Origin of the sequence: Pseudoalteromonas sp. BSi20495, from assembly GCF_000241185.1 — a bacterium.
In the GTDB taxonomy this organism is placed as follows: Bacteria; Pseudomonadota; Gammaproteobacteria; order Enterobacterales; family Alteromonadaceae; genus Pseudoalteromonas; species Pseudoalteromonas fuliginea.
In genome coordinates this window covers 1-25676 of sequence record NZ_BADY01000023.1, presented here as the reverse complement: position 1 = coordinate 25676, position 25676 = coordinate 1, and the positions used below count along the sequence as shown (strand labels likewise).

General features: G+C 39.2%; 21 protein-coding genes. 8 read left to right on the top strand and 13 right to left on the bottom strand.

Annotated features, from left to right (window positions below):
- Positions 1-142 precede the first annotated feature (142 nt).
- Positions 143-820, bottom strand: coding sequence for a glutathione S-transferase family protein (locus P20495_RS16660; protein WP_008134280.1), 678 nt, complete (start codon positions 818-820; stop codon positions 143-145).
- Between the two features lie 176 nt (positions 821-996).
- On the opposite strand from P20495_RS16660, the gene P20495_RS16665 reads away from it, so the two are divergent.
- Positions 997-1767 carry a DUF1223 domain-containing protein gene (locus P20495_RS16665; RefSeq protein WP_008134278.1) on the top strand — a complete coding sequence of 257 codons (771 nt, stop codon included), beginning with the start codon at positions 997-999 and terminating at the stop codon, positions 1765-1767.
- Positions 1768-2274: 507 nt separating this feature from the next.
- On the opposite strand, the gene P20495_RS16670 is transcribed toward P20495_RS16665, so the two are convergent.
- Positions 2275-3096 carry an AraC family transcriptional regulator gene (locus tag P20495_RS16670; protein WP_008134276.1) on the bottom strand — a complete coding sequence of 274 codons (822 nt, stop codon included), beginning with the start codon at positions 3094-3096 and terminating at the stop codon, positions 2275-2277.
- A 126-nt stretch (positions 3097-3222) separates the two neighbouring features.
- Between P20495_RS16670 and P20495_RS16675 the strand changes: the two genes are divergently transcribed.
- Complete coding sequence (locus P20495_RS16675; RefSeq protein WP_008134274.1) at positions 3223-3693, top strand: YHS domain-containing (seleno)protein; 471 nt, start codon at positions 3223-3225, stop codon at positions 3691-3693.
- Between the two features lie 99 nt (positions 3694-3792).
- Positions 3793-4227: a nuclear transport factor 2 family protein gene (locus tag P20495_RS16680; RefSeq protein WP_008134272.1), complete on the top strand. Its 435-nt coding sequence runs from the start codon at positions 3793-3795 to the stop codon at positions 4225-4227.
- 67 nt (positions 4228-4294) lie between these two features.
- Here P20495_RS16680 and P20495_RS16685 read toward each other — a convergent pair whose 3' ends face one another.
- The 5 genes from P20495_RS16685 to P20495_RS16705 all read right to left on the bottom strand — a co-directional run bounded on the left by P20495_RS16685 (position 4295) and on the right by P20495_RS16705 (position 7641).
- Positions 4295-4636, bottom strand: a complete 342-nt coding sequence (locus P20495_RS16685; RefSeq protein WP_008134270.1) for a YajD family HNH nuclease — start codon at positions 4634-4636, stop codon at positions 4295-4297.
- Between the two features lie 282 nt (positions 4637-4918).
- Positions 4919-5110: a hypothetical protein gene (locus P20495_RS16690; RefSeq protein ID WP_008134268.1), complete on the bottom strand. Its 192-nt coding sequence runs from the start codon at positions 5108-5110 to the stop codon at positions 4919-4921.
- Positions 5111-5164: 54 nt separating this feature from the next.
- Complete coding sequence (locus P20495_RS16695) at positions 5165-5752, bottom strand: ACP phosphodiesterase (protein ID WP_008134267.1); 588 nt, start codon at positions 5750-5752, stop codon at positions 5165-5167.
- Positions 5753-5908: 156 nt separating this feature from the next.
- Positions 5909-6403 carry a hypothetical protein gene (locus tag P20495_RS16700; RefSeq protein ID WP_007378461.1) on the bottom strand — a complete coding sequence of 165 codons (495 nt, stop codon included), beginning with the start codon at positions 6401-6403 and terminating at the stop codon, positions 5909-5911.
- 491 nt (positions 6404-6894) lie between these two features.
- Complete coding sequence (locus P20495_RS16705) at positions 6895-7641, bottom strand: type II CAAX prenyl endopeptidase Rce1 family protein (RefSeq protein ID WP_008134264.1); 747 nt, start codon at positions 7639-7641, stop codon at positions 6895-6897.
- A 433-nt stretch (positions 7642-8074) separates the two neighbouring features.
- On the opposite strand from P20495_RS16705, the gene P20495_RS16710 reads away from it, so the two are divergent.
- On the top strand, positions 8075-8383 hold the full coding sequence (locus tag P20495_RS16710; protein WP_008134263.1) for a hypothetical protein: 309 nt from the start codon (positions 8075-8077) through the stop codon (positions 8381-8383).
- Positions 8384-8455: 72 nt separating this feature from the next.
- On the opposite strand, the gene P20495_RS16715 is transcribed toward P20495_RS16710, so the two are convergent.
- Positions 8456-9457: a metal-dependent hydrolase gene (locus P20495_RS16715; RefSeq protein ID WP_008134262.1), complete on the bottom strand. Its 1002-nt coding sequence runs from the start codon at positions 9455-9457 to the stop codon at positions 8456-8458.
- A gap of 385 nt (positions 9458-9842) precedes the next feature.
- Between P20495_RS16715 and P20495_RS16720 the strand changes: the two genes are divergently transcribed.
- The gene (locus P20495_RS16720; RefSeq protein ID WP_008134261.1) at positions 9843-10886 is read left to right on the top strand and encodes an acyltransferase; all 1044 of its coding nucleotides are present in this window, start codon (positions 9843-9845) and stop codon (positions 10884-10886) included.
- 285 nt (positions 10887-11171) lie between these two features.
- Here the strand turns inward: P20495_RS16720 and P20495_RS16725 are convergent, their stop codons facing one another.
- Positions 11172-12482: a hypothetical protein gene (locus P20495_RS16725; RefSeq protein WP_008134260.1), complete on the bottom strand. Its 1311-nt coding sequence runs from the start codon at positions 12480-12482 to the stop codon at positions 11172-11174.
- Positions 12483-13068: 586 nt separating this feature from the next.
- Here P20495_RS16725 and P20495_RS16730 point away from each other — a divergent pair.
- Positions 13069-15678: an AAA family ATPase gene (locus tag P20495_RS16730; RefSeq protein ID WP_008134259.1), complete on the top strand. Its 2610-nt coding sequence runs from the start codon at positions 13069-13071 to the stop codon at positions 15676-15678.
- Positions 15679-16675: 997 nt separating this feature from the next.
- Here P20495_RS16730 and gcvP read toward each other — a convergent pair.
- The 4 genes from gcvP to P20495_RS16750 form a co-directional block, all read right to left on the bottom strand.
- The gene (gcvP, locus tag P20495_RS16735; RefSeq protein WP_008134258.1) at positions 16676-19579 is read right to left on the bottom strand and encodes an aminomethyl-transferring glycine dehydrogenase; all 2904 of its coding nucleotides are present in this window, start codon (positions 19577-19579) and stop codon (positions 16676-16678) included.
- Between the two features lie 175 nt (positions 19580-19754).
- The gene (gene gcvH / locus P20495_RS16740; RefSeq protein WP_002958029.1) at positions 19755-20144 is read right to left on the bottom strand and encodes a glycine cleavage system protein GcvH; all 390 of its coding nucleotides are present in this window, start codon (positions 20142-20144) and stop codon (positions 19755-19757) included.
- Between the two features lie 73 nt (positions 20145-20217).
- A complete protein-coding gene (gcvT, locus tag P20495_RS16745) occupies positions 20218-21300 on the bottom strand; it encodes a glycine cleavage system aminomethyltransferase GcvT (protein WP_008134257.1) in 1083 nt (360 codons plus the stop codon).
- Positions 21301-21398: 98 nt separating this feature from the next.
- Complete coding sequence (locus tag P20495_RS16750; protein WP_008134254.1) at positions 21399-21998, bottom strand: hypothetical protein; 600 nt, start codon at positions 21996-21998, stop codon at positions 21399-21401.
- A 126-nt stretch (positions 21999-22124) separates the two neighbouring features.
- Between P20495_RS16750 and P20495_RS16755 the strand changes: the two genes are divergently transcribed.
- Complete coding sequence (locus tag P20495_RS16755; RefSeq protein ID WP_008134253.1) at positions 22125-22970, top strand: LysR family transcriptional regulator; 846 nt, start codon at positions 22125-22127, stop codon at positions 22968-22970.
- Positions 22971-23253: 283 nt separating this feature from the next.
- Complete coding sequence (locus P20495_RS16760; RefSeq protein WP_008134251.1) at positions 23254-25410, top strand: TonB-dependent receptor domain-containing protein; 2157 nt, start codon at positions 23254-23256, stop codon at positions 25408-25410.
- Positions 25411-25676: the final 266 nt, after the last annotated feature.

Sequence of the window (25676 nt, the reverse complement as noted above, 5' to 3'; positions counted from 1 at the left end):
AACAAGGCGAATTTACGCGTCAATAGCTGGCCTATTGCAAGTAAATTCAACGCAGTGAGCGCTGAAAATAGTTGCTTGAGGTAGATTTATTATCCAGAGTTCAGGTTAACTAGCAACCCATAATAAGCTCGCTTGCTATAAGTTATTGCTTAGGGTAATTGGAAGGGAAAAATGCTTTTTTAGCATCTTCATCAAACTCTTTTTTAAAGGCTATATCAGTACCAATTACGCGTGCACGTGCAACCGCTGGGCGGCTATCAATGCTTTCAAACCAACGTTTAAGATTAGGATAAGGCGCTAAGCCCTCTTCACCTAATACAACCGGTGCTTTATCAATCCAACCCCATGCAGATACATCAGCAATGGTATATGTATCACCCACAATAAAGTCACGATCTTCAAGGTGCGTATCAAGCACTTCGTAATGGCGCTGCGCTTCACGCAAATATCGATTAACCGCGTAATCAAGCCCTTCTGGCGCCATGTGTCTAAAGTGAACACTTTGCCCTGAATACGGACCTAAACCCGATGCGATAAACATTAACCACGACAGCATTTCAGCGCGGTCATCGGCCTTACCCTCTAGCTTTGCATATTTTTCAGAAAGGTACATTAAAATAGCATTCGAATCGAACACACGCGTTTCACCATCGACAATGGCAGGTGCTTTAGCGTTTGGATTAATTGCTTTAAATTCAGGTGTATGTTGCTCACCTTTCAAAGTATCAAGAGGAACAAGCTCAAACGGCAAGCCTGCTTCTTCTAAAAAGAGTGCCACCTTCATTGGGTTAGGCGTATGGTGAAAATAAAATTTAATCATGTAAAGTCCCTCAATAATTGAACAATGATTAAAGCACAGCTTGAGCGGGTGTTCAAATTAAGTTTTTAATAGATAAATATACGGTTAAAACGTGATTTAATTGTGAGTATTTCGTGATACTTCATCTACAAATATCACTTATGCTACAAACAGTATAAATCTTTTCGAGAAGTAACATGCCTTTTAAAACACTGTCTCAATCGCTTTTTCCAGCATTGGCTGGGTTAATAATATTTTGCTCTCAAAGCCAAGCTGCTGAGCAAGTAACCATTGCAAGCACAGCTAATCCAACTACCTTTTTAGAGCTTTACACATCGCAAGGTTGCAGTAGTTGTCCACCAGCAGAGCGCTGGATTTCAACGTTTACAGATGATGAAAAGCTATGGACTGATTTAATCCCTATTAATTTTCATGTTACTTATTGGGATTATTTAGGATGGAAAGACCCCTTTGCCTCTGCTGTTTTTAGTAAAAGACAACGCACCTATAAAGCCTTAGGTAAAAGCCGTATTGTAGCAACACCCGGGTTTATGGTTAACGGCAGCGGATGGCAAGGTTGGTTTTATAAACAAACCATACCTATAACTAAAACCCCTTATTTAGGTAATTTAAAAGCGACTATAAACAACAGTAAAATTAACCTCGAATACGATACCGTTAATACCAAAGATGATACTAACCAAAACTTAATAGCTCATGTAGCTCTGTTAGGCTTTGGTATAGAAACACAAATACACAGCGGCGAAAACGCAGGCCATAAGTTAAAACACGACTTTGTCGTTATTGGTTACGAGCAAAGTAACATGCAAACTAAGCGGCAATTATCATTAACTGACTTAACCCTGCCTCGCGCTAAAAAAATATCGCCAACAAAGCAAGCCTTAGTGTTTTGGGTATCTAAAAAAGGCGACCCTACTCCACTACAAGTTGCAGCAGATTGGTTTTAATATGGATAAAATAAAAAGCTAAAGTTTAAAAAGTATCAGCTGTTTAAAATCTATCTCAAAAAAGTCTAAAAGTAGGCCACCATAATGCCTTTAACTATACAACTTGTTAGTAATCCACTCATGGTCATATACGTAAATATAAAGCGTTGCTAGGTATCTCTTTTTAAAACAAAAGAGACTAAAAATAGGGTCGCGATAATAACCACACTCAGCATAACTCCATAAATAAATGAGCCGCAAAAATGTGGTAAAACAGATAAGGAGAGCGCGGTTAAGTTAGTGCCAAAGAATGCTATTGGTTCTTTAACTTTTCGTAATAAAGCGAATAGGAATATGGCGAAAGTTAGGTCATATAATAGAATAACAGCTGTATGTTGCAGTACTGGCTAATTCAAATCACATAAACACTATTTTTATCAACGTAAAACTGACATCCAGAGCTCTAAATACTGCACTCCCAGAGTTTAAAAAGTTTTACCCGATTAAAAAAGTAACTTACTAAAAAATTTACTGCTGACTCAATAACCACTCTTTTGGCGCTTGCCCTGTTTTTTTTCTAAATACACGGGCAAGTGCAGAGCCATTTTCGTACCCAATCTGATTAGCCACTAAATCCATATTTTGATTTTTTAAAATAAGCTTTTTAGCAACCGATAAACGCCAATCAGCCAAATAGTCAGCCGGTGTTTGCTCAATTACTCGCTTAAAGGTATCGGCAAATTTAGAACGCGACATACCACACTCCTCAGCCATAGCGCTAAGCGACCAGCTTTGCTCTGGGGTTTGATGTATTTTAATTAATACCTTAGCCAACTGAGGATGGGCAAACCCTGCCATCATTCCGCTTTTAATTGTGCCTTCTTCTAGTACTTTTCGCAGCACACTAATTAAAAATACATCGCATAAGCGATCTATAATTAAATGCTTACCGCTGGCGTCTTTAAATGCCTCATCAAAAATCCAAAAAGCACTTTGCGCTAATAATCCATCACCCGTTAATTCGTAATTTAAGCAATAAGGCAGCGCCTGCAATAAAGGGCTATGCCCACCGCTTTGATAGCTAATTTGTGCACACACTAAATCAGCCCCCTCCCCCTTATCCGAAAATAAACAGTGCCCTGTAGAGTGAGGAAAAAATATAACCGAAGGCTTAGACAAAACGACTTCGAAGCCATTATTACTGCGCACTTTTAACGTACCTGAGCGCAATAAATGTAAATGCCCAACACCTTTATCGTCACTAAAGTCGCTAGTACCACACATGTTCCCACTAAAAAACACATTGGCATTAAGTGAAAAATGCCTCAGCACACTCGAAAGTACGTCCATAAACGCCTCTTTGGATTATTGGTATGAAAATACAGACTAATAGACGCATATTAACCAAGCAATAACGATAAAGTACAGTTGAGTTTTAAACAAACACACTAATTAAATTCCCCTTTGGAGATACACATGAAATTTTCGACACTCACTAAATCAGCTTTTTTTGCAGCATCGGTACTTGCAAGTTCACTAAGCTTTGCAGCAGACATAGACGCAAATGCCGACGTTAACGACATTGCAATTAGTGGTTACGATACCGTTGCTTACTTTACCCAAAACAAAGCGATAACAGGCAGTTCTGAATATACTGCAACGCATAAAAATGCCATTTATAAGTTCAGCTCAGCTAAGCACCGCGACTTATTTAGAGCTAACCCAGAAAAATACGCCCCACAATTTGGTGGCTTTTGTGCATTTGGTGTATCAATGGAGAAAAAGTTTGACGTAGATCCAGAGGCTTTCAAAATTGTTGAAAACAAACTTTATTTAAATCTTGATAAATCGGTTCAAAAACAATGGCTAAAAGACGTACCAGGCTTTATTAATTCAGCCGATTCAAACTGGTTTGACATAAAAGACAAAACAGCCAAAGAGCTTTAATTAGTAAAATTTAACTTAAATATAATATTATGAGGTTGCTTTAGCTTACGCCAGCAACCTTAAGTTTAGTGCGTTTTAGAATTAGTAAAAGAGAGTTTTATGTTGAAATCGTTGTTAGTTATTATAAGTGTTACCTTTTTATCGTTCAGTGCACACGCAGATAAAGCCTCTGATAAAGTCGCGATAAAAGCTGCAGTAAACGACTACTTTCAGGGTCAAGGTGAGGCGAGTAAAGAGCGTTTATTTCGCGCATTTGCAGCAGAGCACGCAACAATGGTTGGTGTAGTAAAAAACGACGACGGTAAAGAAGTTATTAAGTCGTATAAAGATATGACCAGTGTACTTAACCAATGGGCATCAAACAAAAATCCAGCGGGTGGAAACCTCGATGGTGAAATTATTAGTATGAACATAGTTGACGATCGTTTAGCTGTTGTTTTATTTCGTTCTACTAACCGTTTTTATGATGCACTAACATTATCTAAATTAGATAATGAATGGAAAATAATCGCTAAAGCTTACATTTTGCAATAACTGTTAAGCCAGTAATCGCTGTTATAAATTTTAGCCTATTTATTTAATCATTAACTTGGTTCAAATATTACTTTGATTTATTTAACAGCGATTTTAAATCAGCAAACGGAGAATGCGTTGCAGCCTCTACTTTTCGCTCTGTAGTCGACCCGCCATACATAATGTGTTCGTGGTATTTATTGTGCTCATTATCGTGGCAATAAATACACAATAACTCCCAATTACTGCCATCCTCAGGATTATTACTGTGGTTGTGATCAACATGATGCACCGTTAACTCACGTAAATTAGAGTACTCAAACTCACGAGCACAACGCCCGCATACCCAAGGGTACAATCTTAAGGCCTTTATTCGATAGCCTTCCTCTTGCTTCACATAAGCCTGAGGTACATCGTTATCCTTACTCATAATATTCCTGCTAAATTCACTATTACGGTGCTCAATACTAAAAAACTTAATTACTGACAAGTCACCAAAAAAAGTATCTATATGTCGGCCTGTTTGTTCTCAAGCGCGTAGTACGACCATAAGTTTTTTATTGTCGGAAGTCCAAGAAATTTCACCGCTGTATGTCGCTACCTAGATCTTTTAAACCTAGATCTGGATTTGTATTATTGAAGGTATAAGAGTTGTGTTGGCCAGATAGCTCAAACTTAGTTGAACGTGTATTTTTCGAGAAAATTGTCCTAACTAATTGCCGCCTAAATTGCTAGCCGTGCCTTGCAGCCCTTCAAGCGTTTGATAGTTAAAAGTGATGTTAGAATTTTTAAATTTTCTATAAGAAAGCAGTATATCTTGTGTTTTTGTTTCAACATCATCTTCAAAAATATCGGCTGAATAACCAATTTCAATGTCGTTAATAGCAAAAAAACGCCCAGCCAAATCATCGTATAGTTATGCGTACTGACTTTAAATAAAGCTCTTTATCTAACTTTTTTAAGTGCTTTCAAAACCAGACTTACTTACATGCTTAATTAGCTCCGGAAAAAACGCTAGAAACACGGCTTCTAATTCATCGTAGTTACGCGCTATATCATCAGCCGCACCCGAAAAAGTGTTAGTAAAACGAATACGCTTGGCAATATTATCAAGTGCTAGCCCTATTCCATCAATGGTTTCGTATTCTTTAAACCAATCGTTTTTAGTCATACTTGTTACAACATGCTGCATACGCGTTGGCATAATAGGTATGCGCTGATTTAAAAGCTGGTAGCTGGTGTACTTAAACTCACTTAAAGATTGCTTGCTAAAGTGTTGCCAATGCACAATTAAAAAGTGATCAAACACCACATCAATAGCCACACCAGCAAATCGCTTACGCTCGGGTGAAAAGTACTGCTTGGCGTGTTTAACTAAAGGATGGGAGTCGGTAAATTTATCGACTAAATAGTGGTTATCGAGCCCATTTTTAACCGTGTTTGGTAAGTGCTCTACATGCCTTTTACCACCAAAGTCGCCCAATAAGTTCCCAAAGTGAGAATCGGCTGTAGGCTGTGCTAAATAAAGGTGAGCTAAATAATTCAAAGTGTTCTCGGGCTTGGTATTAATACAGTTAAAATAATAACTTAATTGTAAGCGCTACTTAAAGTGAGATTTATGCCTAATCAAGAGCAAAATAGCATAAAAAAGGTGAAACTAAGTTCTACCTTTTTTATTAATTTTGAAACTAATTAATTAGCATTACGCTGTAGAAACATTACTTGCGCCTGCATTATTAAGTATTTCTTCAATAGCGTTTTTGTTGTCACTATCGTACTTAATACCAATTAATATAGAGCCTTTTTCAATGGCATCTTCGTAATACTTAATTTCATGCTCAGGGATAAACGCACCAACTGCGGCCCCTAAAGTACCACCTACTGCAGCGCCTGCGCCACCAGCGGCAAATGCAGCGACTAATGGACCGGCAACTAATAAGCCTGTACCACCTGTTGCTACAGTCCCTACGGCAGTAAATCCACCAATAATTGCAGCAAGAATACCACCTGAAGCTGCGCCTATAATGCCGCCCTCGGCAGCTTTAGTACCTTCGTCTACAGCAAAATCTTCCTTTGCGTATGAGTCGTTGGCTACAATACTAATATCAGCTTCGTTGATACCTAAAGCTTCTAATCTGTAAATTGCGAGTGTTGCTTGTGATGCACTTTCGAATAACCCAGTAATAACGGTACTCATAATAACTCCTTTATTTATTTAAGAAAATACACTTACTACTGAGCAAAACTCGAACCAAATAAATTATTATTTTAAATCAATGAGATAAATTAAAATCCAGTTCTAACATTCTTATTATTAAAGTAAAAATTACTAAATTTTGTAAAAAACTCCTACCCATATAATTACACTCATCAACAAGTAGTGCGCGTTTTTATATAAATAACATGAACTCTAGTTAAGTAGATCCCGGAGTTCACTTACAGCACATAAAGGTATTGATGCCCTGTGGCAAGCATGAATAGCGTAACCATAAATAAAAACGAGCTTCCAAGTCACCATGCCCTGGACATAAGCAACTGATGAATAATTTATTTCATGACGTTTACGTTCAAATCAATTAATTGCCTCCGGAATCAAACGTAATGATCGGGGCCAGAGAAAGCGAAGACTCCTTCCTTTTCACTGCAATCCTAGAGCGAAAAAACCTTAAGCAAGGTTTTAGTCATTGCCTAAATTAATTGCCCAACAAAGTTAACACTATTATGGGCTAGAATTGGAAATACCAAGCTCCCCGTTCGCTCTCTTAGCCACAGTAAAATAAAACCATAACCTCCGGTTAATAAAATAGAGGTAAACGAAAAGTACCACTCACCAGCGCTAAACATAACGCCGTGCACCAAGCCGAATAACAAAACTAAAAGTAATCCACCTATATTTATCGGCGCGCTCGCCAAACTGTATCGCTTAGATACTATTGCCAAGGAAATACAAAATAGTAAGACCCCTCTAAACATCGGTTCTTCGTCAAACCCTGGCATGGTTGCTTGATAAAGTAATGTTTCTAAATCATAGCGAGGCTCGCCACTCCAGAACCATGAAACAATGACTTGGAGAACTACAAACAAGCACAAAACAATAAAAGCAGGTTTTAAAGAACCTTCACTTTGTTTGAAAGTAAAACCAGCATCAGCAATACGAAAGCCATGTTTATATTTCGCTAAGGCTAGGATTGCACTCCCCCACAGGATAATTACAGCTATTTTTCCTGACCAATTCCAAGACATATCAGTAAAAAATATATCCAAAGGAATTACCTCGGCGCCTCTAAATAGAGCAAAAACGTAACACGTAAAAATGCCTAATGAGATTAAAGACCACGTTATATTTATATCGACTTTATTAAATGCTTTTAATGTTAAAGCTAAAATTAAGATAACACCGACATTTGCAAATACGGCTATGAATGCATCTTCCATGTATACCTCTTTAGTAAGGGCGCATTGCTTCTTACTTTTATTATTATTTAAGTAGTTTCTAATACTAATCCTAAATTGGATATTATTAAACAGCTACTTAGTTAGTAAAGTAGCCTTAGGCTTCATAAATTACAGAGGCGTATTTGGAGAGCTTTTGTAAACGCAGTAAACTTTGAATAAAATTTTATACCTTGAGCGAAACACTTAAGCACTGGCGGTAGAATCCGCTTATTGAGCTATCACCCAACGCATCGGCAAACTATGCGCCAACAACGAATAACATTCACATTTATCTATAGCTCTGTTTGTTACATTAGCTATGCGTTGGGTTTCGTTTAACTCAAATCAACCTACGGTTGTTGCTTGCCTACAAGCTTGCGTATAATGCCCCCATTCCGGCTGCACTTTTTAGCCGCTAACTTGGATTTTAATAATGAAAAAACTCTCTGCGGTGCAAATAAAACAGCAAGCACTTGTACTTAATACAGCTGAAAAATTAGAAGAACTAGGCCGCGCTGAGCTCCCAAGCATGCTGCAATGCTGGTTTGATGTTCAATATCACTTATTTCCAAGTTCACTACTTTTGTGTTTTCAGTTTGAAAACGAGCAAGCTTTAGCGGCCGCAGAGCCAAACTTATTAAAATGGCAAAAACGCTTAAGTGGCGAAATGCTTAAAAAAGGCGTTATTTTAAAAGATATGCGCAAGCATTTAATATTTACGCTCAAAGGGCCTGATGACTAAATTAGGCTTAGGTAATAGTGAGCAATCCCAACTAAAACCCATGATTAAAAAAGTGGATACTGCCACGCTCGTTTATAAATCGATATTTGGATCTGTAATACGAGCAAAAACCAGCTTAAGCTTATCTAGCGGCAATCGATTACTGAGCTTCTGATATTGCCCTGGGATCAACTGCTGATCTTTTTGTTCAGCAACCACAAATGAAAATACATAGTTGCCCTCTACCCCCATTCTTAAATCACTAATAACAACCTGTTCATTTTGCTGATAAACACCGTAAAGCCCTTTGGTAAATCGTTTTAATAACACGATCTGCTTTGCATCATTGAGCTTAGTTAACAACGCGTTTTCTGTAGGGTAAAATTGAATATCAACGTTTTTAACTTCATCAAACACAGATACATAAATCTCATAATGACCTTGCTTAGTAATAGCCACAGCGCGCCACAGCAAAGTATTAAGCGGAGTCGGCGTGCTTTCAAAATGTGAGAATGTGATATTTTTTTGATTCAGCGCCTGATAAATTTTACTATTAATGTGGTATTTAGCCGCAAAGCCCCAAATTAAATACAACGAACTAATGACTAACGCGCTCGTGTTTATAAGTTGTGCATGCGGTCGCATACGTGCAAAACACAGCGCTATACAAGACAACACAAGAGGCAAAGTATACGCAGGGTCAATAATAAATATACTCGAAATACTAAAAGGATATGTCGACAACGGCCATAACAACTGCGTACCGTAAACGGTAAAATTATCGAGTAATGAATGCGTACTTAAAATTAAAAAAATGCCAGCCGACCAACGCGTCATCGTTATACATTTAGCCCAATTCATTTTGAGTAAAAGCCACGCAAATAAGGGGCTCAATAACAGCTGTATAAACAAAGAATGACTAAAGCTACGATGATAAACAAAATTTTCAACATCGCCACCAAAATTAATTAGCACATCTAAATCTGGTAAAGTGCCAAACGCCGCCCCAATTAATAAAGATTTGCGACCTAATTTACTGCCCAATGTTGCATAAGCAACTGCACTGCCAAGCACCACTTGTGTGAGTGAATCCAATTAAATCCCCTTTTTTCAAATCAATTAAAGCACGCATTATAATGTACTGCTTCGCAGGCTCTGTCGATCTTAAAAAATAGACACTTGTTGGGTTTGGTAAAATATACATTAGCGAGAAAGACGCAAAGTGAGACCCCTCAAGCGACTCATTATCTATTGCATCGTGTTTGGATTAGTAATTAAAAAACACTAAATCACTGCGTTATAAAATGAAAAAGGCAAGATACAAAAAGCTCAAGGTGGCATTTTGGCGATAAATTTGGAGTAGTAAGATTTACCTCGTTTAAATTTGTAAGCCCTGAATACGTATGTAATGGGTATCTATCGCACCACCTGAACAGTAACATAATTATAACGTATATTTAACGAACGATGATTTTTGTCTATGTCTTCATATATTTCTCATTTACAAGCCTTTAGAGGCATTGCGATTTTAAGTATTGTCGCAGCACATGCGTGGTCATTTGCTATTTTTTGGACTGGCGATTTAGATTCCCTCGGTTTAAAAACGCTTTTTTACTCAACTGAACTATTGTTTCACGGCAGCACACTATACTTCGCCATTATCTCGGGATTACTTTTCAGCAAAATTTTACAGAATAAAGGGTGGATTTCATTTTATAAGAGTAAAATACTAAATGTTGTTTTACCCTATGTTGCCGCAAGCACAATAGCGACAGCTGTGTACTGGCAATATTATCTTGCTGATGGTGCAGCAACCGATATATCGTTTATTATCACAGTCGCCACAAACCTAGTATCCGGAACCGCAGCTATTCAATTTTGGTACATCCCGATTTTATTAGTACTTTTCATATTGACACCATTGCTAGATTTTGTGAATAAACGCACACCAAAGCTGATGTTTTTTCTTGCATGCGTGCCCTTGGTTATATCCCGCAGCGCCTTTCCTGATTTTCTAAGCATGCAGAGTTTGGTGTATTTTTGTGGTGCATATTGTTTCGGAATGATAATAGGGAGTCATTACGAAAAGACAATGGCTAAGGTCAATCAATATAAAACGTGGTTAATCGCTTTTATTGCCTTGATCAGCGCAGCCATCCTTACCCAATATATTAATGAATATAAAGTAGATGGGTGGTATTCATCTCGACAAACTCTTTTCTACATTCAAAAAATATTAGCTTGTTTACTACTCTTAAAGTGGCTTCAAAATATTGAAACACGTCTACCAAAAACCATATGCAACATTGGTGAATATTCGTTTTCTATTTATTTTTACCATGTTTTCTTCGTTGGTTTTCTAATTATGGGCCTGCAAGACTATATTCAAAGTCATCGAGATGCTTTCATTATCGGCTTATTAGGTATTGCAAATATGATTGTTGGTGTCGGTGCAACGATGGCCTTCGCATGGCTAATAAAGAAACCAATAGGGCGACACTCACGAAAGCTAATCGGCACCTAACGTATTGGTACAATTAAATAAGGGTTGTGGTGAGTACTTGTCGTTCGGATAAAAATGTGGGGTTCCTCAAGGTTTGGTCCTTTTGGATTTCAAGTAAAAAATTTGTCATGCCAAACACCGCCTACTAAAAAAGTAACTTAACAGTAAAGTGGAGTGCTTATGTTACGGTGTCATTAATTGAGAGCATGGTGTTATCCAATAAACCTTCATAACTATTAAAAGCAAAAATATCATAATTTATAAGGCCACAAATGTGGCCTTATAATACAAAATTAAACGTAATTATTAATCTAATTCAGCATTTAAAAATACATATACGTAATTACTAAATTCAGGCTTAGTTAAATGCCCGCCTTCAGTAATCGTATCTAAAAGCTTTGCATAACTGTTTGCATCAGTTGCATTACCTGCGTAACCAAACAGAAATAATGTGAGTTCTTCTAATATAACTTCATCAGTAGGTTCAGGAAACACAGTACCAAAAGATAAATCTGGAATTTGACCGCTTATGCCACCTCTTATTGTCCAATCAAATCGGCTTTCTGCTTCATCATCAACCAAAAAGCTGTAATCCCATACTGCTCTTGCAAATCGGCTATCAACATTACTAAAATCAAAGCTTGAATCATTGCTTTCAGTAAATTGAAGTAAACTGAATCCTAAGTCTTCGGTTATAGTAGGTAGCTCTGTCAACTCATAACTACCATCTGAATCTACACTACTTCGAGCATAACTATGCATGTCGATTCGGGCACCATCAACTGTTGTTGGCTCAACCGATGAATCTGTTTGTACATAAAAGTTATGCTCAGTCACCGTTGGGAAAACAAATAGCGGTTCAGGGGAGTTAATGTATGTAAACTGTACAAACTCATAGGAATTTATATCTTCTATATACCCTCGAGTACTAACAGAAGTTGCATTAAAACTGCCTTGATTAGCCACCTCCACACCATCATGGCTAAAATCTGTATCCGTTATTTTTATCACAGACGCATTTTGCGGAACTTCAATAACAGCCACTTTAGCGTCATTTGAAAAGTAAGATTTTGCGGTAAGGTAAAGGTTTTCTGTAGTTGGGCAAATAAAAACAGAATCTGAAATTTCTGAGCCTTCGTATTGATACACCCTGTAATCATTAGGTATTGTATTTAGTTCAGATGTATCTATGCTCACTGCGCGACAACCACAGCTTTCGCTAAACTTATTAAAATGGTATTTACCTAAATTAGTTCTATTTTCAATATCAAGCTCTGTAAATATGTGCCTATAAGCACCATCGGCTTCATCAACAACATCACCCAGTACTGATACATGTTTTGTACCAGAAGGTAGTTCACCTGAAAAACTACCTTGGGCGTCGGTTTTAACAGAGCCGATAGCATCACCATCATCATTGTGAAATACCACATCAGTTTGATACGCAGAATCGGTTCCACACTGGCGAGTTAATGTTTGTAATGAAATGGTTTGAAGCTGAGCAGTACTGCCGCCATTTGATGAGCTTACAGAGTTCCCTTCTGATGAAGAGCCGCCACATGCGCTGAGCGTTAAAGAAAGTGCAATAGCGAGTGGGGTAAGTATAAATTTATTCATTTTTATTAGTCCATTATGTTTATTCCATTTCATTATCTCAATTTAATTAGGTCAAAAACAGGTTAGTAAGTAACTAAATTGAAATGATTTGTAAACAAAAATAAAACATACACCTCACAAACAAAGCCAACAAATAGTCATCCCTGCAAAGTTAAACATTTATTAAAGCTAAAGTTACTCGCTAAAACCTAGAATACAGAAGAATGCTAAGTGTCAGGTCTTGTTTCTTGCCAAGACCAAAACAAGTATCACGTTTAACACCTTCCCACGTCACCATGCCCTAAAAATAGGCAAGCATGGATATGTTTTCACGGCGTTATTACCCAGCCCACAGTGAATATTCACACCAATCGACGTCATTAATAGTTGTATAGGGTACAGTGCGTAGTCATATTTAAATTGAGTTTAAATAATAAGAACGCTTGGTTTTGAATAAAAAGTTCAAGAAAACACAGCTAGCTCCTTGACCAGAGTTTCTAATGGGTGACTACTTTAATCTCCTGCTTTTGAAAATTATATTACTATTAGTCTTCAGTATTTATTGATATTCTTTTTTAAGGATTATTGATTTTATAAAGGATAAGGAATGTCGATAAAAAATGTAATTGAGTGGGTTAACGCTAAAGGTAAACCTTTGTGGTGGCGAGCAGCAGTTAAAGATATTTTAGACAATGGAACTTTGACTGGACAGCACAGAAATGTGTTATTAGAGTTAGCTAAAACAGAGCATTTAATTAACTCTCCAGACGCTCTCTTTGCAACTAAAACAGCTCTTGTATCAGATGTTGGATATAACGTTGAAAGCGAGCCTGTACGTTTGCTAGGTATCTCCAACACTTCTAATGTTGCATCACTGGTGCAAAACCAAAATTTAGCATTTGACGCACAAACTAATTTGATTGTTGTTTATGGCAATAATGGCTCAGGCAAATCCAGTTATGCCAAAGTGTTAAAAAATGCATGTTTAACTAGAGGTGATGCTCCTGAAGTAATTTCTAATGTTTATGAAAATACGAAAGGAATACCAAGCTCAGAAATTAACATTCAGATAAGCGATAAACAGCCCAAAGTAGATGTTTGGGTTAAAAATCAGGCATCATCACCTGAGCTGAAATCAATTCGAGTTTTTGATAGTAAATCGGCTAATCATTATCTAGCTAAAAAAGGTAATGTTGAATATAAGCCTGCGGCTCTAAAAGTGTTGGACGAGCTAATTCTAGTCTGTAATCACGTAGCTAAGGCTAGTATTACTAGCGTTCGAGCACTAGGAGAACAGACTTCTTTCCCTCAACTTCCGACAGGTTCTCGAAGTGCAATATTTCTTCAAAAAATCAATAAAGACACTACTGCTGAAGAGTTAGAGCAAAATTGTGCATCACAAGTTGAAGTAGATAGCCTAACCCAATTGAGAAAAGAGTTGGCTGAATTGCAGGGGAGTTCGCCTGAAGACCTGCGTAAAAAATTTAAAGAGCAATATCAGCGACTTGATCCTCTAATAAATCACTTTGATAGGCTATTAAAGTCCACAAGTAATGAAGCTGTTTTAACTATTTCTAAGCTATTTGATACTTATAAGACAACCGAAACAGCGGCAGATGTCGCTAGACATCAAGCTTTAGGTGGATTGCCAGTTGAAGGTATTGGTTCGCAAGTATGGAAATCAATGTGGCAACATGTTGAAGAGTTTATTAAGCATAACGGGCAAGGTCAATCATTTCCACCTGTGGCTGGAGAAAGTTGCCCTACTTGTTTACAGCCGATAACAGAGACAATCGCCAAACAATTACAGAAGTTTAATGATTACTTAAAAGACAAAACACAAAGTGAAGCAGATGCAGCTAAGAAAAATTTCGATCAAGCAGTTAACTGCTTAGGGAGGTTAAACTTTGACTTAACAGCGCATGAAGGAGTTTTAAGTTGGATTGAAGGCTCCAAAAAAGAAGTTGCGGATAGCTTAAGAAACCTTAATGCTGATATTCAAAAAAGGGTCAATGGTATAATTGGTAAACCTGCTATTTTCCAGTTTAAAGAGTTAGTGCTTAATGGCTTAACTTGGTTGAAACTACAAAGTGAAAACTTTAAGAAAAAAGAACAAGAAGTAAAAGATGACGCAGCTAAACAAACCACAATAACTTTACTGATAAATAAAATATCTGATATAGAAAATCGCAGCCAAATAACGACAAATAAAGCTTTAATACAAAACGAAATTAAACGTTTAAAGCAATTGCACTTGTTAGAAAATTTAGGCCTAAGTGCCAAAATTTCTTCTATTACAAGAAAGGTAAACGAGATAGCAAAACAAGGTAGTGTTGGCAAACTACAAGAAACCTTTGTTCAGGAACTCAAAAAACTCAATTTCAAACACCTTGAAGTCCAAACTGCAACTAGCGGTAAAGCTGGTCAATCTATGCTAGAGATTAAATTAGCCAATAGCGAAGCAAAAATCCCTGAAATTGCCAGTGAAGGCGAGCAAAAGTGTATTGCACTAGCTGGCTTTATGGCTGAGCTAATAGTAGATAACCGTAAGTCTGCGATCGTGTTTGATGATCCCGTAAATTCGCTTGATCATCTATGGCGTGAAAAATTTGCAAATCGTATTGTTGAAGAGAGCAAGAATAGACAAGTAGTTGTATTAACCCACGATTTACCATTCTTAAAAATGCTTGAAGATGTGGCAAATCAACATCAGTTTCCTATTAGTATTAGTGCAATTCGAAGGCATGGAAAGTTAGCTGGATACCCTATGGTTGAACCACCTTGGGAAGCATTTAATACTAATAAGAGGATTAAAAAGCTGAAGACCCAATTACCTGAACTTAAAAATCAATTTAATAACCCAGATCAACAGCAATATATTTTATCTGCCAAATCTTTTTATGATCAAATACGTAAAACGTGGGAAAGGTTAGTTGAAGAATGGTTATTAAAAGGTGTCGTTGAGCGTTTTAGTTATGGGGTAAAAACTCAGAATTTAAAATATATTGATACCATTGATGCTAATGACAACAAAATCATTAGCGATGCTTATGCAAAATGCTGCAAGCATGTTCATGACACTGCTAGTGCGTTTGGAGTTAGTTTCCCGGATTTTGAAGAACTTGAAAGTGACCTTACAGGCTTAGAAAGTTACTTCAATGACCTAAAAAAGCGAAGAGAAAAACCGGTGCCATTAGGCGTACCATCATCGAATTAAATTAATCACATGAATACAGAGGGTCAGGTCTTGTATCTTGCCAAGACCAAGCTCCAATCTCACGTCTAACACCCTTCCCCGTCATCACGCCCTGAAAATAAGTAATTGATGAGTAATGCATTTCATGGATGAAATGAAAGCCATGCTTGCACATGGATGTGCTTTCATGGCGTTTACGTTCACATCAATTGTGTTTTGAAGGGAATAGCGTGATGCTCGGGTGCGCTGAGAGTGTCCAGAGAGGGACCAGCGGCAGCCCCTCTTTGGCTGCCGTCGCCAGCGCGACAAAACCTTGAATAAGGTTTTTTAATGTAGGTCGCGGATTTATCCCGACAATATATGTAAGTTAGCAAGTTTGAAAACAACATATTTACACGCAATAACACAGAATTTCAAATAAGCTCTGCAAGTTAAATTCACTGTTTCGCCCTAAAGGACGACCTACAATTTAAATCAACCTCGTTGGGTTTCGTTTCACTCTACCCAGCCTATGCAATTTGTGTTGAGGAAATACAGAGGGTCAGGTCTTGCTTCTTGCCAAGGCCAAGCACCAATCTCACGTTTAGCACCCTTCCCCGTCATCACGCCCTGAAAATAAGCAATTGATGAGTAATGTCGCGCATGGATGCGCGATAAGGCGAAACTAGGCCATGGATGGCCTATCTTCGCCGTTTACGTTCACATCAATTGTGGTTTGAAGGATTAAGCGTGATGCTCGGGTGCGCTGAGAGTGTCCAGAGAGGGACCAGCGGCAGCCCCTCTTTGGCTGCTGTCGCCAGCGCGACAAAACCTTGAATAAGGTTTCTAATCCCTCAATGAGCCAAAAGGAAACAAAGTATGCGCCTTCAATAATTAAACACCTTTTGGGCTGGGCCCAACACGCCAGCAAGCTGTGCGTCTACAATGTTTAAACACACACAAAAAAGCCGCTACATTGCTGCAACGGCTTTTTCAATTTTATAAATTCCCAATCTTTAATTGGAAATTTTAAAAATTATCAATCTCTATATGTCTCAACCGCAGGGCATGAACACACTAAGTTACGGTCGCCGTATACGTCATCAATACGTGTAACGGTTGGCCAGAACTTGTTTTTAGCTACTGCAGGCACTGGGAATGCAGCGTAAAAGCGGTCGTACGCGCGGTCCCATTCGTTACCTAACACGTCGCCTTGTGTATGCGGTGCAAACACTAGCGGGTTGTTTTCGATTGACCATTCGCCAGAAATTACTTTTTCAATTTCGCCTTTAATTGACACCATTGCTTCGATAAAGCGGTCAATCTCACCTTTTGATTCAGACTCTGTTGGCTCAATCATTAATGTGCCAGCTACTGGGAACGACATAGTTGGTGAATGGAAGCCGTAGTCTTGCAAGCGCTTAGCGACGTCCATTTCAGTAATGCCTGATAGCTCTTTAAGCGGGCGTAAGTCAACAATACATTCGTGAGCAACACGGTTGTTACGGCCACGGTATAAAATTGGGAAGTGCTTACTTAGCTCATGCGTTAAGTAGTTAGCATTAACGATAGCCATTTCAGTGGCTTGTTTTAAGCCCTCGCTCCCCATCATGGTAATGTAAGCCCATGAAATAGGTAAAATAGCGGCTGAGCCGTAAGGCGCTGCCGATACCGCACCGTTACCAATGTTAGTACCTGGTACGTTAATTACGCTGTGGTTCGGCATAAACGGCGCAAGGTGCGATTTAACACCAATTGGGCCAACACCTGGACCACCGCCACCGTGTGGAATACAAAACGTTTTATGCAAGTTTAAGTGCGATACGTCTGAGCCAATAAAGCCTGGGCTTGTTACGCCAACTTGCGCGTTCATGTTTGCGCCGTCCATGTAAACTTGGCCGCCGTGCTCATGAATAATGTCACAAATTTCGCGAATTGTTTCTTCGTATACGCCATGCGTAGACGGGTATGTGATCATGATGCACGATAAGTTTTCAGACACTTCCTCAGCTTTCGCTTTAAGGTCTGCCATGTCTACGTTACCGTTTTTGTCGCAGTTAACTACTACAATTTTCATGCTTGCCATTTGCGCTGATGCAGGGTTAGTACCGTGCGCAGAGCTTGGAATTAAACATACATTACGGTGTGCATCGCCGCGTGACTCGTGGTATTTACGAATCGCGATTAAGCCTGCGTATTCACCTTGCGCGCCAGAGTTTGGCTGTAGTGATACTGCATCGTAACCGGTAATGTTTACTAACCAGTCGTGTAGCTCGCCAATCATTATTTGGTAACCCTCTGCTTGATCTAGCGGGCAGAATGGGTGAAGGTTTGCAAACTCAGGCCACGTAATTGGGATCATCTCAGCAGTCGCGTTTAGTTTCATGGTACATGAGCCTAACGAGATCATTGAGTGATTAAGCGATAAGTCTTTGCTTTCTAGTCGCTTAATATAGCGAAGCATGTCTGTTTCGCTGTGGTAGCTGTTAAAGTTTGGATGCGTTAGTACTTCGTCGTCACGTACTAAACTTGCAGGAATTGACTCGCTGCCGTTTGCTTCAACGTCTGCTTCAACGTCTGCTGCAATAGCGTCAACACTTAGGCCATGGCCTTCGCCTAAAATAATATCAAATAACTCAGTAATATCGGCACGTGTTGTTGTCTCTGATACCGAGATTGAGTACTCGCCTTCGTGGTTTGTTGCAAAGTTTACGCCTTTTGCAATTGCACGTGCTATTACGTCGTCTTTGCTATCGCTTACTACTGTTAGCGTATCAAACCAAGTGCTGTGCTTAAGTGCAATGCCTTTAGCTTTAAGACCACTTGCTAAAATATCAGCAAAGCGATGTATACGCTGCGCGATAGTTTTTAAGCCTTGTGGACCGTGGTACACCGCGTAAAACGCTGCCATGTTGGCAAGTAATACTTGCGCTGTACAAATGTTTGAATTAGCTTTGTCACGACGAATGTGTTGTTCGCGCGTTTGCATTGCCATACGTAGTGCGTCGTTACCTAAACGGTCTTTAGATACACCAATAATACGACCTGGTAATGAACGTTTGTATGCGTCACGTGTTGCAAAAAATGCAGCGTGTGGACCGCCGTAACCCATAGGTACGCCAAAACGTTGAGCCGAACCAAGTACTACGTCTGCGCCTAGTTTACCCGGTGCTTTTAACAGTAATAAACTCATTATGTCGGCAGCAACACAGGCAATCGCCTTTTTGCTTTGTACGCCAGCAATTAGGTCAGTTATGTCTACCACTTCGCCTGATGTAGTTGGGTATTGGAACAATGCGCCAAAAATGTCGTGGTTTACGGCATCTTCTGCTTTACCTACAATTATTTCAAAACCAAACTGCTCGGCACGCGTTGTTACTACGTCGATTGTTTGTGTGTGTACGTCGTCGGCAATAAAAAAGGCATTTGCTTTTTTAGCTTTTGATACGCGTTTTGCAAGGCCCATAGCCTCTGCAGCGGCTGTTGATTCGTCAAGTAGTGATGCACTTGCTAAATCAAGACCAGTTAAATCTAGGGTCATAGTCTGGAAGTTTAATAGTGATTCTAAACGCCCTTGTGCAATCTCTGGCTGATACGGTGTGTACGCTGTATACCAACCTGGATTTTCTAGTACGTTACGTAAAATTACGTGCGGTACGTTAGTTGGGTGGTAGCCTTGGCCAATGTACGATTTGAAAACTTTATTTTTGCTTGCTACTGATTTTAAGTAGCTTAGTGTTTCAACTTCAGTACGGCTTTGTCCAACTGTTAACGGTTGCTCTAGACGAATGCTAGCCGGTACAGTTTGGTCAATGAGCTCTTGCACACTCGATACTTCTAAAGCACTTAGCATATCGCTTACTTGTGCTGGGCTTGGCCCAATATGGCGGCGAATAAAATCTTGCTTTTGCTCTAGTTCTTCAAGAGATTTGGCGTTTGACATGTGTCCAGATTCCTATGATCCAAAAAATGTGGCTACTGCTGATGGGTAAACAGCAATAACTTAAAATTCTTATGATTTAACAGCCCACTTTGTATGGAAAAGTTAACTGTAAAATCATAAAAGCCCCGATATCTAAATAAAACACGCGGGGCTTTTAGTTATCTACAAAGAATAATTATTCTTCGTCGATAGTGTGCGAGTAACCTTCAGCGTCTAATAAGTTGTCTAGCTCAGACTCGTCAGATGCTTTAATACGGAATAACCAACCGTCGCCGTAAGCGTCGTTGTTTACCGTTTCTGGTGAGTCTTCAAGTTCTTCGTTAATAGCAACAATTTCGCCACTGATAGGTGCGTAAATGTCTGATGCTGCTTTAACTGACTCTGCTACTGCACAGTCTTCGCCAGCGTCTACTTCGTCGCCAACTTCTGGTAATTCAACAAATACCATGTCGCCAAGAAGTTCTTGTGCATGCTCAGAAATACCAACAGTAAATGTACCGTCGCCTTCGTTACGAACCCACTCGTGTGAAGGTGCGTATTTTAACTCGCTAGGAATGTTGCTCATTTTATTTGTCCTTTGGTTTATATTGGGAGGATATCAATCACTGTAATTACACTGATTGATATAACCAAATTATTTAAATTATTGATTTACCGTTACGTACAAAGCTAGGCTTTACTACTTTAACGTTTACTAATTTTTTACGCATTTCTACTTGAGCTGTATCGCCTGTTGAACGTGGTACACGTGCAAGGGCTACACTAAAACCAAGTGTTGGTGAGAAAGTACCTGATGTAATAATACCTACCCCACCGTCAACAATTACTTTAGAACCGCTACGCAAAACGCCTTTTTCTTCAAACACTAAGCCAACTAGTTTGTCAGTGCTTTTTTCTGCGCGTTGCTTAACAAGCACGTCACGACCAATAAAGTCGCGATCTTCTGGTTCCCATGCAATGGTCCATGCCATGTTAGCTGCAAGTGGTGATACGCTTTCGTCCATATCTAGGCCGTAAAGGTTCATACCTGCTTCTAAACGTAGCGTGTCGCGTGCACCTAAACCAGCAGGCTTAACACCTGCGTCTAGCAGTTGTTGCCATAAATCGGCTGCTTGGTCGTTCGGTACTACTATTTCGTAACCGTCTTCGCCAGTATAACCCGTTGTGGCAATAAATAAATCACCTACTTGAACACCAAAAAATGGCTTCATACCTTCAACAGCGGCTTGTTGCTCAGCATTTAAAAGAGTGGCTGTTTTTGCTTTAGCGTTAGGGCCTTGTACTGCAATCATTGCAAACTCTGGGCGCTCTGTAACAGTTACGTCAAAGTCGCTCGATACGTTAGCTAAATGCGCTAGGTCTTTTTCGCGCGTTGCTGAGTTAACAACTAGGCGGTAAAACGTTTCACTAAAGAAATAAATAATTAAGTCGTCTATTACACCGCCTTGCTCGTTAAGCATGCCGGTGTAAAGCGCTTTGCCTGGTACGGTTAATTTTGCAACGTCGTTAGCTACTAGCTTACGTAAAAATGCTTTTGCTTGAGGCCCTTCAATATCAACAATAGTCATGTGTGATACGTCAAACATACCAGCATCGGTACGTACGCTATTGTGTTCTTCTATTTGTGAGCCGTAGTTGATTGGCATTTCCCAGCCATGAAAATCAACCATTTTTGCGCCCGCTTCTAGGTGCTTAGCATGTAGTACAGTTTTAGAAGTCATAACATTCCTTCACGTTTAAATTAACCCTGTTTAGGGCGTGGCTTAAATAGATATAAAAACAGGCAAGCATTGTTATGCTTACCTGTTGTTTGTATTCGTTATGCGGCTTCACTATGCATAAGTGCAAAACCTTGCGCTTGCATGTAGCTTTGCCATTTTTGTAATTTTTGTTGTTTAGCGACTAATACAAAGTGTTGTTCGTCGTTATTATCAATGGCGGTAATAAATACATCACCGCTTTGTGCACCGTAACAAAGTTGCGCGTCAGAAAGGCGCAAACCTGGTGTTAATTTAAAAGCATTTACTAGGGTGTCAAATGCATTGCTACCGCTTAGAGTAAAAGTAGCTAGGTCGGTTCGCATTACATAATCGATATCAAAACGAAGTTGTTGCTCATTTATAAGCGCTTGTAATTGAAGGCTTGCGCTGTGTGGCAGAACGAATCTAAACGCAGTTTCGCTAAAGTAATAAACAGCAAAGCTGTAGTCAGAATTATAGTCGCCATCAAGCGTGCCTTTTAAGCCTAAACCGCTGGCGGTAAGCTTAGTTAAATCAAGGCCTAAAATAGAACTTAAAAATACACTGGTTTCGGTGCCACTAAAATCCATTACAACATTGCTGCTGTTTGCTTGCAAAGCGTTAGTAACCGCACTACTTGCGTTGCTGTGGCGGGCAAACATTATTGGGTTAAAAGTCATAACAAACACCTGTGTATTTTCAATGCTAAAAGTATATTGCGCGAGGTGTGTAACAACAAATTGTAATTATTTATCAATTGATAAATAATACTTATATATATAGCCATATAAATTGTAATTATAAATATGAAAAACATATCAACCGACAGTTTACGCACCTTTGTAATGGTAGTTGAAGTGAGTGGTTTTGCTAAAGCAGGCGACTTACTTGGCCTATCGCAACCTGCGGTAAGCCTACAAATAAAACGTTTAGAAGATGTGCTTGGCTATAAACTATTTAAAAAACAAGGACAGCGCCAAGTATTAAACCAGTACGGCGAGCTATTACTGCCTATGGCAAAGCAGATGATGCAGCACAACGATGCTATTTTGCAGCAGTTCACCTCAGAAAACATTGCAGGTAAAGTGCGCTTAGGTATTCCGAGCGAATTTGCAGCGCGTATTTTACCCTCAATTATTGGCGACTTTGTGGCACTCTACCCAGAGGTATCGTTAGAAGTTAAATCGCGTTTAAGTAAACATTTGCTTTCGGCCTCAAGGCAAGATCAGTTTGATTTAGTGCTGGCGCTAAATGAGCGTCTCTGCTCTGAAAAATTCCCTATTTTTATGCAAGACAAACTCGTATGGGTAGGCGATTTATCACTTGCACAAAACGACGTGGTTACGCTAGTTACCGCACCAGAGGGGTGTATTTATCGTCGCCGTGCTACTGATGCATTAAAAAGTGCAGGTATAAAATACCGAATTGTCTATAGCAACGCCGATTTAACCGGTCTTATTGCCGCGTTAAAAGAAGGCTTAGGTATTACGGTACTTGCTAAAAGCACAGTACCGAGTGAGCTTAACTATCAAGTTCAAACCAAGCATTTACCTGCTCTTGGTAATATTGGTATTAGTTTGGTTAAAAGTTCGGGCGAGTCGGAAAATGCAGTAGATAAACTTGCTGAGTTTATCGCACTGCGTTTAGGCTAACACCAATAAACGTAACAAATTGAAAAACAAAACAAATTAACAGTAATCACATCTAAACCAGTTAATATAAAGCGCTTAAAAGTAAATATACCTAGTTCAAACTTTATAACTAGTTAAGTAATTACAAACTGCTACAAAAGAAATAATTTAGTTAACTAAGTTGCATAAGTAGGTGTTTTTAGTTCTAAAAAACTGAATCATTAAATAGTTAATAACATTGATTCGTATTCGTTAACGTGTTCCAATTACGCCAATTTGGATAATTGACATAATTAGGAACACAATGAACCCTAAATTTTTAGTATCTACCCTAGCAACTGCGGTTGCTTTGTCTTTTAGTGCTACTGCAATAGCAAAAGACACCAGCAATAAAGAACAACGCTTTGAACAAATTACCGTTATTGGTTCACAACAAGCAATAAACGATATTCCTGGTTCGGCTACGTTTATTTCTGAAGAAGAGCTTCAAAAATTCCAGTTTACCGATATTTCTCGCGTTTTAGCGTCTGTTCCGGGCGTTTACGTGCAAGAAGAAGATGGCTACGGCCTTCGTCCTAATATTGGTATGCGCGGTACAGGTACTGGCCGTAACGATAAAATATCAGTAATGGAAGACGGTGTGTTAGTTGCACCAGCGCCATATTCGGCACCTTCTGCTTACTACTTCCCTACTATGGGTCGTATGGAGTCTATTGAAGTATTAAAAGGCGCAGCCTCAGTTAAGTACGGCCCTCGTACTACAGGTGGTGTTTTAAACTTACTTTCGCGCAGCTTACCAACTGAGCCAAATAGCTCAAAAGGTATGGTAGATGCAGCCCTTGGTAGCGACGGTTACTACAAAGGCCACGCTTACTTTGGTAAAGAAAAAAATAACACAGCGGGTTTAATTGAAGTATTTACTTACGGCGCAGATGGCTTTAAAGAGCTGCCAGTAGGCAATGACAACACCGGTTTTGAAAAAACAGATTTACTATTAAAGTTTGGCCACACGTTTGGTCAAAACGATGCGCATAATCTTGAGCTAAAAATTAAGTACTCTGACGAAACATCAGACGAAACATACATGGGCTTAACTGACGAAGATTATAAACAGAGTCCTTACCGTCGTTATGCTGCATCGCAAAACGATGAAATGAATACGCGCCACAACGCATATCAACTTAACTACGCGTACCGTTTTGGTGATGGCTATGAGTTTTTAGCAACCGCTTACTTAAACGATTTTCATCGCAACTGGTACAAAGCCAGCAAAGTAAGCGAAAGCTACCTTGAGCAATACAGCGAATTTGAAGCAAACCCGACAAGCGAAGGCATTGAAGGTATTGGTGTTAAAGCTAATAATCGCGATTACCAAGCTAAGGGTATTCAGTCTGAATTACATATTCCGGCAGGCGATCATTACATCACTGTTGGTGTGCGTTACCACGAAGACGAGATGGATCGTTTTCAGTGGGAAGACAAATACACACTTAATCAAGACCTAAGCTTAACGCTTACAGAGCAAGGCGTTCCGGGCTCTGATAGCAACCGCGTAGATAGTGCCGAAGCAAGCACCTTGTTTATTCAAGACGAGTGGACAATTGATGCATTAGTAGTAAGTGCTGGTCTTCGATATGAAGACATTACTATTACGCGTGAAGAGTGGTCTAAATCAGATCCAACGCGCAGCAACGGTTTAACTAAAGATGTGTCGAACGATACCGAAATTTTAGTTCCGTCGTTAGGTGCTACTTACACGCTTAACGAAAACGTAACGTTACTTGCGGGCATTCAAAAAGGTTATGCGCCAGCAGCACCTGGTAATGCAGACCAAGAAGAAGAAGAAAGCGTAAACATTGAGTTTGGCTCTCGCTTCAACATGGATAGCTTTAGTGGTGAAATAATTGCCTTTTATTCTGACTACGACAACATGCACGGTAACTGTACTGCAGCGGTTGGTTGTAGCGACGACAACATTGGCGACCAATACAACTACGGTGAAGTAGAAGTAGCAGGCTTTGAATTTAGTGCAGCACGTACGTTTGCAACTGATACAGCTATGTTCCCAGTTAAATTAACATACACCTACACAGACTCTGAGTTTAAAAACGATTTTGATTCAGAAATTTGGGGCGCGGTAGAAAAAGGCGATGCAATGCCTTACGTACCAGAAAACCAAGTAGCGTTATCGTTAGGTGCAGAGTTTTCTGCGTTTGTAGTTAACAGCCAAATACGTTACGTATCTGATGCGCATGCTAACTTAACTGAGTCGGGCTTAAACGCAATTGATAGCCGCGTAGTATGGGATTTAGCCGCTAAATACTTAATCGATGAAAATCAAAAAGTATACCTAAGCGTTGATAACTTGTTTGATAAAACATACGTTGCTAACCGTTCAAACGGTGGCATTCAACCAGGTAAGCCGCGTACTGTACAGATGGGCTACACATACTCATTCTAAATTAAAAGCTGGTTAAACGGTTCACTAACAGCGTTAATAATTTTTTATGTAAGAACACTACACATCTAAATTATTGCCTTGTTATTAAACCGTTTACCTGCGCTTTGTATAGGAGAAATGGTTCACTAGCTGCGTTAAAAATAACTCATATAAGAACAACTATATTTCGTTATTTTTGCCTTGCTATAGAGTTATTTTCCTATCGCTATAATAGAGCATCAATTCAGTACAATTGGTGCAAAGTTAAAAGCGTAAATTACAGACAC